Below are 9,823 nucleotides of genomic sequence, written 5' to 3' on the forward strand. Positions count from 1 at the left end.
ATCAGTGAAATTACCAGTCTAGCGAGATGCTTCCTTCGTCAGCATGACCAACAATATTGACGCGGCTAGCGCACCACCTCGCCGTACAAATCGAAGTCCGACGCGCCGGTGATGTGCACGTTGGCGAAGCTGCCCGGCGGAATATGCAAGTCGTTGGTAGCCAGCACCAGTACTTCGTTGTCTACCTCGGGCGAGTCGAACTCGGTGCGGCCTACGTAGTAGCCACCCTCCAGCCGGTCGAAGAGCACCTTGTACGTCTGCCCCACGCGCGACTCGTTGTAATCCAGCGATATCTGTTGCTGGATTTCCATGATGCGGTCGGCGCGCTCCTGCTTTACCTCGGCCGGCACGTCGTCTACCAGGGTGTGCGAATGAGTATTCTCTTCGTGCGAATAAGTGAAGATGCCCAGGCGCTCAAACTTCGACTCCTGCACAAACTCGCACAGCTCGGCGAAATCTTCCTCCGTTTCGCCAGGGTGGCCCGCGATGAGTGTGGTGCGCAGCGCAATACCCGGCACCCGGTCGCGAATCTCGCGCACCAGTTCCTTGGTGCGGCGGCCCGTGATGCCCCGGCGCATGGTTTTCAGCATGTTATCCGAAATGTGCTGCAAGGGCATATCGAGGTAGCGGCAGATGTTGTCGCGCTCGCGCATCACATCCAGCGCCGCTAGCGGAAACTGCGAGGGGTAGGCGTATTGCAGGCGCAGCCATTCCACACCGGCTACGTCGCTGAGGCGCTCCAGCAATTCGGGCAGCTTGCGCTCGCCGTAGGCTTGCAGGCCGTAGTAGGTCAGGTCCTGGGCAATGAGAATCAACTCCTTAGTGCCCATGCCGACCAGGCGCTTGGCCTCGGTCACGAGGTCTTCCATGGGCCGGTCTACGTGCTTGCCGCGCATCAGCGGGATGGCGCAGAACGAGCACGGGCGGTTGCAGCCCTCCGCGATTTTGAAATAGGCGTAGTGCTTGGGCGTAGTAAGCAGGCGCTCGCCCACCAGCTCTTTTTTGTAGTCGGCTTCCAGCACTTTCAGCATCTGGGGCAGCTCCAGGGTGCCGAAATAGGCATCGACCTGCGGAATCTCGACCTCCAGCTCGTCTTTGTAACGCTGCGAGAGGCAGCCCGTTACGTATAGCTTTTCGAGCTTGCCGGCTTCTTTTTCATCTGCGTAGCGCAGAATGGTGTCGATGCTTTCCTGCTTGGCGTTGTCGATAAAGCCACAGGTATTGATAATGACGATGTTAGCGTCCGACTTCTTCGCCTCGTGCGTCACCAAAAAGTCGTTGGCCTTGAGCTGGCCCATGAGTACCTCGCTATCGACGAGATTCTTGGAGCAGCCCAGCGTTATAACGTTGACCTTGTTTTGTTTAAGCGTTCTAACTTTCATATTTTCTCGCGTTTGTCATGCTGAACGCAGTGAAGTATCTCGCTCGCATCATTGAATAATCGGCTCAACGAAGCGGGCGAGATGCTTCACTGCGTTCAGCATGACGACCTTTTTTAATTATTAACCTATTAGCTGATAAGCTTAAAGCGAAGTCGAAGCTGAGCAACACGGCTCAGCTAGTTAGGGTTTCCATTAGGAGTTGGGGCTAGCCGCTAAGGTGCTGCTACAACGCCTCGAACTGGCGCAGGAAACGCACGTCGTTTTCGGTGAACAGGCGCAGGTCCTTGACCTGATACTTGAGCATAGTAATGCGCTCGATGCCCATGCCCCAGGCATAGCCCGAGTACTTTTCGGAGTCGATGCCGCAGTTTTCCAGCACGTTGGGGTCTACCATGCCGCTGCCGCCAATCTCGACCCAACCGGTGCCCTTGCAGATATTGCAGCCCGCGCCCTTGCAGATGAGGCAGGTAATGTCAATTTCGGCGCTAGGCTCGGTGAAGGGGAAGTAGCTGGGCCGGAAGCGGATGTTGATATCCTCGCCAAACAGCTCCCGCACAAAGTAGTAAATCGTCTGCTTGAGGTCGGCAAAGCTCACGTTCTCATCAATGTAGAGGCCCTCTACCTGGTGAAACAGCATGTGCGCCCGCGCCGAAATGGCCTCGTTGCGGTACACCCGGCCCGGCATCACGCGGCGGATGGGCAGCGGCTCGTTTTCCATCACCCGCACCTGCACGGTGCTGGTGTGGGTGCGCAGCAGGCTGGGCTGGTCGTCGCCTTCCACGGCGGGCACGAAAAACGTGTCCTGCATATCGCGGGCCGGGTGGTTTTCGGGAAAGTTGAGGGCCGTGAAGTTATGCCAGTCGTCCTCGATTTCGGGCCCCTCGGCCACCGCAAAGCCAATGCGGCTGAAGATGCGCAGCATTTGCTCGCGCACCAGGCTCAGCGGGTGGCGGGTGCCTAGCGCGTGCGGCACGGTGGGCAGCGTGTAGTCGAAGCCCGCGTCGGCGGGCTGGTTGGCGCTCGCCTCTTCGAGGGCCTGCTGGGCCTCGTCGAAGCGGGCCTGGGCCTGCTGCTTGAGGCCGTTGAGCTGCTGGCCCACGGCCCGCTTCTGCTCGTTGGGTACCGTTTTGAGCTGGTCGAACAGGTCGGCCAGGCGGCCCTTGCGGCCCAGGTAGAGAAGGCGAAACTGGTCGAGGGCGGCGGCGGTGCTGACGTCGGCGGCGGCCACCTCGGCGGCTAGGCCCGAAATAGATTCCTGCATGATACCCACAAAGGTACGGCGGGCAGCAAGCCTATGTAAAAGGGACGGGTATTTCGAGGCTGATATAAAATAAATTCTTTGTAAATCAGTAGATTATAAAGAATCGCAACTCAATGCCAGGTAGCCAGCTCCCGGCTTTTACAAAGTCTGGCACCGCCTTTGCAAAAGCCTTTTCAGCATTCAGCATCTCCCACTCCTTTTCCTTCTTTACCATGTTCCGTCGTTTCCTCCTTCCGCTGCTAGGTGTCGCCATCTTCGCCACTGAGGCGGCGTCGGCCCAAACCGTTCCCGCTGCCAAACCCGTGGCCGGCGCCTACAGCCACCCGATAGCCCGCCCCAAGGCCCTGACGGCCCGCGAGCGCCGTGCCGCCGAAGCCGCCGCCAAAGCTGAAGCGGCGGCTGCCAAAGCCGCTGCCGTGGCCCCGGCCCAGCCCGATGCTACCGCCAGCACTAGCTGGAACGGCTGGAGCAACGAGCCGCTACCTCAGGCTGACAACGGCGCCCCGCACCGCCCCACCATGAACGTATCGGTAGCCCCCGGCATGCCCCTCAACCAAGTAGGCCACGGCGTAACGACCGACTACAACGGGCGCCCACTGCGCCACGAGGTAGCCAGCACCTCTCTCTCCACTTCGCGCTAGCCGCCGGCTTTTCTCTTCTTTTTTCTGCCTTTGCTACGGTCCCGAAAGCCAGCCTTTCGGGACCGTTTTGCGTACTAGGTGGGCCTAGCGGCTGCTTTTGTGGCGGCGGTTCACTTCATTTTACCGAATATCTATGCTTTCCTTGCGCCCGCTCTCCGTGGCAGCTCTGGGGCTAGTCCTGCAGGTGCAGGTGGCCCACGCCCAAACCCAGCCCACCACGCACCTGCCCACGCACCGCGTGAAGCGGATGCCTACCACCAAGCCCACTACGCGCTCGGTGCCTAATACCTCGCCCGCTGCCCGCGCCGCCGACCCGCTGCGCGGCACCAACGATAACGGCAAGGGCGACAACGGCTACGCTGCCCCCGGCGAGCCCGTAAACGTAACCGATAACGGTAAAAACACGCCCTCCTACGACGGCCCGGCTCCCAAGCCCGCCGGCCGCACCAAAACCACCCTAGCTACGCCTAAGTAGTATTCTTGGGGAAAGCAAAGTGCCGTGCGCATCTGGCACTAGCCAGACGCGCACGGCACTTTGTTTATCCTGCCTGCTAGCCAGCTACTCGGCCGCCTGGTAATACAGCGTGCTGCAATTTTCGGGACGCAGCACCAGCTCGGCGGCGGCGCGCACGTCGGTGGGCGTCACGGCTTGCAGCTGGGCGGGCTCCTCGTTCACGAGGTTAGCGTTGCCGAGCAGCTTGCCGATGGCTAGGGCTAGCGCGCGGTTTAGAAGCTCAATCTCGCCGAAAACCAAGCCCGTTTCGGCTTGGTTTTTTACTTTTTGCAGTTCGTCGGCGGGCACATCAGCTTGCAACAGCTCGGCCACGACAGTCTCCACGGCGCGGTCGGCTTCGGCCAGGGCCACGCCGGCGTTGAGCTTGCCGCTCACCACGAGCAGGCCCGGGTCGAGGGCACCCGTTACGGAGGCCGAAATGTTGTTAAACAGCTGCAAATCTTTCACTAAGCGCTGGTGCAGGCGCGAGCTTTTACCCCGGCCCAGCAAATCGCCGAGCAGGTCTACGGCGTGGTAGCGCGGGTCGAGGCGGGCGGGCATGTGGTAGGCCTTGTAAAGGGCGCTCAGGGGCACGGCAGCCGTAACCTCGGCGTGGCGCGCCTCGGTTTGGGCGGGTTCCTGGGGCAGCTGGCGGGGCGGGCGCTCGCCGCCCGCAATGGGGCCAAACCACTTCTCGGCCAGGCGCTTCACTTCGTCGAAGGCCACGGCGCCGGCCACTACCAGAATAGCATTCTGGGGCGCGTAGTGCCTGCGGAAAAAGGCGCGCACATCGGCCATTTCCGCATCTTCGATGTGGCTGATTTCCTTACCAATGGTATTCCACTGATACGGGTGGTTTTGATAGGCTAGCGGCTTGAGCTTCAGCCACACGTCGCCGTAGGGCTGGTTGAGGTAATTCTGCTTGAACTCCTCCACCACTACTTTGCGCTGCACGTCGAGGCCATTTTCGGAGAAGGCCAAGTCCAGCATCCGGTCGCTTTCGAGCCAGAAGCCGGTTTCGATGTTGACCGCCGGCAGTGAGAGGTAGTAGTTGGTGATGTCCTGCGAGGTGAAGGCGTTGTTTTCGCCGCCCACTTTCTGCAGGGGCTCGTCGTAGCTTGGGATGTTGACCGAGCCGCTAAACATCAGGTGCTCAAACAAGTGTGCGAAGCCCGTCTGGTCGGGGCTCTCATCGCGCGAGCCCACATCGTACAGGATATTGAGCACGGCCAGCGGCGTGGTAAAGTCTTCGTGCACCAAGCAGCGCAGGCCGTTGGGTAGGGTAAATTCCTGAAAGTGAATCATAAGAAAGGCGCGCCCGGCGGGCGGCTAGGGTAGGCGCAAACTTAACAGCCCAAGCCCCAAAAAAGTGTACGCAAAAGTAGTCGGCACGCCGACTATCTTGCCGTATGAAATCACCGCTTTCCGCTGACGTTCTTATTATTGGCGCGGGCCTGGCGGGGCTGGTAGCCGCCGCCGAAGCCACTGCCGCCGGCAAAAAAGTGCTCGTGCTCGACCAGGAGCCCGCCCAAAGCCTGGGCGGGCAGGCCTTCTGGTCGTTTGGCGGGCTGTTTCTGGTTGATTCGCCCGAGCAGCGCCGGCTAGGCATCCGCGACAGCTTTGACCTGGCCTGGGCCGACTGGCAGGCCACGGCGGGCTTCGACCGGCCCGAAGACCACTGGCCGCGCCATTGGGCCGAAGCCTACGTGCAGTGGGCGGCCACCGAAAAGCGCGCCTGGCTACGCCAGCGCGGCATCGGGTTTTTTCCGGTGGTGGGCTGGGCCGAGCGCGGCGGCTACGGGGCTAGCGGGCCCGGCAACTCGGTGCCGCGCTTCCACGTGACGTGGGGCACCGGGCCCGGCGTGGTGGCGCCCTTTGTGGCCCAGGCCCGCGCGGCCGAGGCTAGCGGGCGGCTCGAATTTCGGTTTCGGCACCGCGTGAATGAGCTGGTACTTACCAACGGCGCCGTGACCGGCGTGCGCGGCGACGTGCTGGTAGCCAGCGAGGTAGCCCGCGGCCAGCCCAGCAGCCGCGAAAAAGCCGGTGAGTTTGAATTGAGCGCGGGAGCGGTGATTGTGACGGCCGGCGGCATCGGCGGCAACCACGACCTGGTGCGCCAAAACTGGCCCGCCCGGCTGGGCAAGGCGCCCCAAAGCCTCATTTCGGGCGTGCCGGCGCACGTAGATGGCCGCATGCTGGGCATTGCCGAGGCGGCCGGCGGCCAGCTCATCAACCAAGACCGCATGTGGCACTACACCGAGGGCATTCAGAACTGGGACCCGATTTGGCCGATGCACGGCATTCGCATCTTGCCCGGGCCGTCGTCGCTGTGGTTTGATGCCCTGGGGCGGCGCCTGCCGGGGCCCCTCTACCCGGGCTTCGACACGCTGGGCACCCTGGCGCACCTGCGCCGCACGGGCCACGACTACTCGTGGTTTGTGCTGACCCAGAAGATTATCGAGAAGGAATTTGCCCTCTCCGGCTCCGAGCAAAACCCCGACCTGACGGGTAAAAGCGTGTGGCAAACCCTGGGCCGGGTGCGGGGCGGCGGCACGCCGCCGCTGCGCGCTTTCCTGGAAAAAGGCGCCGATTTTGTAGTGCGCAACAACCTGCCCGACCTCGTGGCGGGCATGAATGCGCTCACCCCCAAACCGCTGCTGGAGCTAGCCAGCCTTCAGGCCGAAATCGAGAACCGCGACCGCCAGCTCACCAATCCGTTCGGCAAAGACCAGCAGCTCACGGCCGTGCGAGGCGCCCGTAAGTACCTGGGCGACCGCCTTATCCGCACGGCCAAGCCGCACCGGCTGCTCGACCCGGCCAATGGCCCGCTCATCGCGGTGCGGCTGCACCTCATTACCCGCAAAACGCTGGGCGGGCTGCTCACCGACTTGCACGGGCGGGTGCTGGGGGCTGGCGGGCAGCCGGTGCCGGGCCTGTTTGCGGCGGGCGAGGTGGCGGGCTTCGGCGGGGGCGGCCTGCACGGCTACCGGGCTTTGGAAGGCACGTTTCTGGGCGGCTGCCTTTTTTCGGGGCGGGCGGCGGGCCGGGCCGCGGCGGGGGCTAGCTAGGGGCGCCGCTATTTTTGGGCGGGCCGGGCAGTTTTGGCGGCTTGCGAGGCCGGCAGCTTGCGCGGGGGCTGGTGCCGGGCCAGGGCCTGCCGCACGTCGGCCACGGTGGCTAGCCCGTCGAGGTAGGCCCGCGGGGCGGTGTCTTCGTAGTACTGGGGCCGGCCCGTGCTGCTAAGGCCCAGGTACCGGAAAACCTGCGTCTGGTAATAGGTTTGCCACTCGCCGGCTTCCACCAGGCCGCCCTTGCTCAGGGCCAGCAGCTCTTTTTGGCCGTCCTGGTTTACATCGGCGAAGAAAATGGCCGTGAGCGTGGTAGCCTCCCCCTGCGAGCCAAGAATGAAGCGGGCCAGCGCGGGAATAGTGAAGGTGTGCACCGCGTAGAGGTCCTCCGAAAACGGGTCCAGCACTAGCAAATCGGTCCCTTGCTCGTTGGCATCCGTGCCCGGCAGCGAGAAAAACAGCTGCTTGCCGTAAGCACTCGGCCGCCACGCGGCGGCCAAAAAGTCCTTGGACAAGGCAAACGAGAGTGGCAGCACCCGCCGCGCAAAGGTGCTGTCGGCCTCGCCGGGCTTGCGCTCGGCCTCGCCCAGCACCAGCGTGTGGGTTTCGGTGAGCCAGTCGTTGTCTTGCAGCCAGTTGCCGTCTTTAGCTTCGGTGGAAGGCTCGGGCGTAGCCGTTGGCGTCGGCGTCACAACCAAGCCCGGCGGGCTAATGGGCAGCGTGAACGAAACGCGCACGAGCCGGCCGTTTTGCTGGCCGGGCGCGAAGGTGGGCAGCTGCCGCACGGCCGCCAGCACGGCGGCATCGACAACGGGGCTCGCTCCTTTGACGATAGCCGCATCCTCCACCTGCCCCTGCTGGCCCACCGTGAACCGGACAAACACGCGGTTATTGGCCGCCGCCGTGCCGGCGGGCAGCGCCACGCGCTGCTGCACGGCGGCTATAATGGCGCCCATGCCGCCCCCGCCGGGCAGCTGGGGCATCTGCTCCACGTAGGTGTACACCGGGTCCTTGGCCGGCAGCGTTATGGTTTGGCCAGCGGCCGAGGATGGCCAGCCGGGCAGCAGCAGCGCTAGTGCGAGCGGGCGAAGTCGAGAAAAAAGCATGGCTGGGGAGTGAACGCGCCGGCAAGTAAGCCCGCGCCCGGCGTAGTTGCCGCGGGGCTGGCCGCCGGGCCGACGGCAGCACGAGCCACGCAAAAGCCTGAACGTAGAAATATGAAAGCGCTGCCGCATATTTGGCCGTACCTTCTATTTCATTTCTTCATTCAACCACCCTTTTCTCATGCAAAACCTGTTTGCCGCCGCCATTCCGCCCGCCGACCTGGCCAAGGCCCTCGATTATGTACAGAAGGCCGCCGCCCTGTTGCAACCCTACCTCACGCCCCTCACCCCCGACGAGCGCCAGAACATGCTGAAGATGGGGCCGGCCTCGGTCGATTTTGTGGCCAAGGCCCGCCGCTACGCCGCCCAAAACCCCACCTTCCGGCCCGCCTACCTCGACTTCGATGCCTTCGTGGCCGATGCCGATGCCCTGGCCGGGCTAGCCCCCGTGCAGCAGGCCCTGGCCGCCCTCGACCTCGACACCGATTCGACCCTGATGACGGCCGGCTCCGATGCCTACCAGGAGGCCCTTCAGGTGTACAACTACGTGAAGATGCTGGCCCAAAATGCCACCCCCGGCGCCCAGGCCGCCTACGACGATATGCGCCAGAGCCTGCCCATTGCCACCGGCCGCCGTAAAAGCGCGGCCCTCGCCAAGAAGGCCTAGCGCCAAACCCCACCCCCGGCCCCTCCCCTTCGGGAGAGGGGAGCCGACCGTAAACAGACGTAAGCGAGCGTAAGGCTCCCCTCTCCCGAAGGGGAGGGGCCGGGGGTGGGGTCTGCCGCCAGGGGCAACCAGGCCGCCCGCGACTAGCCGCCGCTACCTCCAGGGCAGCTTTTGCTACCTCCGAAGTAGCTTTTGCTATCTCCGAGGTAGCAGCTCCTGCTTCGGAGGTGGCAAAAGCTACCTCCGAAGTAGCTCTTCCTACCTCCGAGGTAGCAATTCCTGCTTCCGGACTGGCAACTCCTGCCTCTGGGGTAGCAGCCCCTACCTCGGAGGTAGCAAAAGCTGCTTCGAACCTAGCAAAAGCTACCCCGGACCTAGCAAGAGCTACCTCCGAGGTAGCTTTTTCTAGGTCCGGGGTGGGCGGGCGGGCTAGGCGGCGGGCGGCGGTAGCAGGGCCGCCAGCGCCGCATCGATACGGGGTAGCACCTCGGCCAGCACCACCTGGCGCAGGTGGCGGCGCACCTTGCCCACCGCGTAGTCGGTGCCGGCCACGCCGCTACCGGCCACGTAGGCGGCCACGGCGGCGGCGGCTTCGCGGCCCAGTGCCGCCAGGGCCTGGTGCTGCGGGTTGGTGGCCGAGAAGCGGGGTAGGGGCACGTCCAGGATTTTGCGGTGCACATCGCGGGCTCCGAACAAGCCAGTCGATTGAAAAGGCTTCATGGCCTCATTTGCCTGGTTGGAGTTTAGGAATGCTGCCAAATACTGGGCTTCTTCCTCGTTGTAAGTGGAAAAGACATACGATTTATTATCGGCCAAAAACGGCAGGTCCAAATCGGCCCGACGCAGGGCGTAGGCGTTGGCATCTTTACCCGAAGCCGAATAGAGCACCACAAACGGCGCATCCATATCCTGGTCGGTGAGCTTGTTCTGCCAGTTGAGGTATTTAGTTGCCGTTATTTTTTCATTCTTCTCCGTGCGATGTTTCTCCCAGGCTTTTTCTACCTGGGCAAACCACTGTGCCGTATCCAGCTCGCCCTGCTCCCGCAATTCGTGCGGCGTATAAATCCTTAGTTTATAAGTTGCTGTATTTGAGGAATTTGCGGGGGGGGGGGGGGGGGGGGGGGGAGGGGGGGGGGGGGGGGGGGGGGCATTGTCGGGCCGGTCAGTGTTAATGGGGCGGGGTGCGGGGCCGGGGCCGGGCGGGGGGG

Annotated in this window: 9 protein-coding genes; 4 read left to right on the plus strand and 5 right to left on the minus strand. The window is 63.2% G+C overall.

Annotated elements, in window-relative coordinates:
* Positions 1-65: 65 nt before the first annotated feature.
* Both rimO and pheS read right to left on the minus strand, forming a co-directional pair.
* Positions 66-1,382 (minus strand): 30S ribosomal protein S12 methylthiotransferase RimO, encoded by a 1,317-nt coding sequence (rimO, locus tag Q5H89_RS06250; protein WP_305018445.1) that lies wholly within the window; start codon positions 1,380-1,382, stop codon positions 66-68.
* 223 nt (positions 1,383-1,605) lie between these two features.
* Positions 1,606-2,643 carry a phenylalanine--tRNA ligase subunit alpha gene (gene pheS / locus Q5H89_RS06255; RefSeq protein ID WP_305018446.1) on the minus strand — a complete coding sequence of 346 codons (1,038 nt, stop codon included), beginning with the start codon at positions 2,641-2,643 and terminating at the stop codon, positions 1,606-1,608.
* Between the two features lie 212 nt (positions 2,644-2,855).
* Here pheS and Q5H89_RS06260 point away from each other — a divergent pair, with 212 nt between their 5' ends.
* Together Q5H89_RS06260 and Q5H89_RS06265 are read left to right on the plus strand one after the other, a co-directional pair.
* The gene (locus Q5H89_RS06260) at positions 2,856-3,284 is read left to right on the plus strand and encodes a hypothetical protein (RefSeq protein WP_305018447.1); all 429 of its coding nucleotides are present in this window, start codon (positions 2,856-2,858) and stop codon (positions 3,282-3,284) included.
* 133 nt (positions 3,285-3,417) lie between these two features.
* Complete coding sequence (locus tag Q5H89_RS06265) at positions 3,418-3,759, plus strand: hypothetical protein (RefSeq protein WP_305018448.1); 342 nt, start codon at positions 3,418-3,420, stop codon at positions 3,757-3,759.
* Positions 3,760-3,843: 84 nt separating this feature from the next.
* On the opposite strand, the gene Q5H89_RS06270 is transcribed toward Q5H89_RS06265, so the two are convergent.
* A complete protein-coding gene (locus Q5H89_RS06270) occupies positions 3,844-5,082 on the minus strand; it encodes a M16 family metallopeptidase (protein WP_305018449.1) in 1,239 nt (412 codons plus the stop codon).
* A gap of 104 nt (positions 5,083-5,186) precedes the next feature.
* On the opposite strand from Q5H89_RS06270, the gene Q5H89_RS06275 reads away from it, so the two are divergent.
* Positions 5,187-6,845 carry an FAD-binding dehydrogenase gene (locus Q5H89_RS06275; RefSeq protein ID WP_305018450.1) on the plus strand — a complete coding sequence of 553 codons (1,659 nt, stop codon included), beginning with the start codon at positions 5,187-5,189 and terminating at the stop codon, positions 6,843-6,845.
* A gap of 8 nt (positions 6,846-6,853) precedes the next feature.
* Here the strand turns inward: Q5H89_RS06275 and Q5H89_RS06280 are convergent, their stop codons facing one another.
* Entirely contained in the window at positions 6,854-7,951 is a 1,098-nt protein-coding gene (locus Q5H89_RS06280) for a TonB family protein (RefSeq protein WP_305018451.1), read from the minus strand.
* Between the two features lie 178 nt (positions 7,952-8,129).
* On the opposite strand from Q5H89_RS06280, the gene Q5H89_RS06285 reads away from it, so the two are divergent.
* Entirely contained in the window at positions 8,130-8,615 is a 486-nt protein-coding gene (locus Q5H89_RS06285) for a hypothetical protein (RefSeq protein ID WP_305018452.1), read from the plus strand.
* A gap of 429 nt (positions 8,616-9,044) precedes the next feature.
* Here Q5H89_RS06285 and Q5H89_RS06290 read toward each other — a convergent pair whose 3' ends face one another.
* On the minus strand, positions 9,045-9,662 hold the full coding sequence (locus Q5H89_RS06290; RefSeq protein ID WP_305018453.1) for a hypothetical protein: 618 nt from the start codon (positions 9,660-9,662) through the stop codon (positions 9,045-9,047).
* Between the last annotated feature and the right edge of the window lie 161 nt (positions 9,663-9,823).

The sequence above is a fragment of the Hymenobacter cheonanensis genome (assembly GCF_030581075.1).
Lineage (GTDB): Bacteria > Bacteroidota > Bacteroidia > Cytophagales > Hymenobacteraceae > Hymenobacter.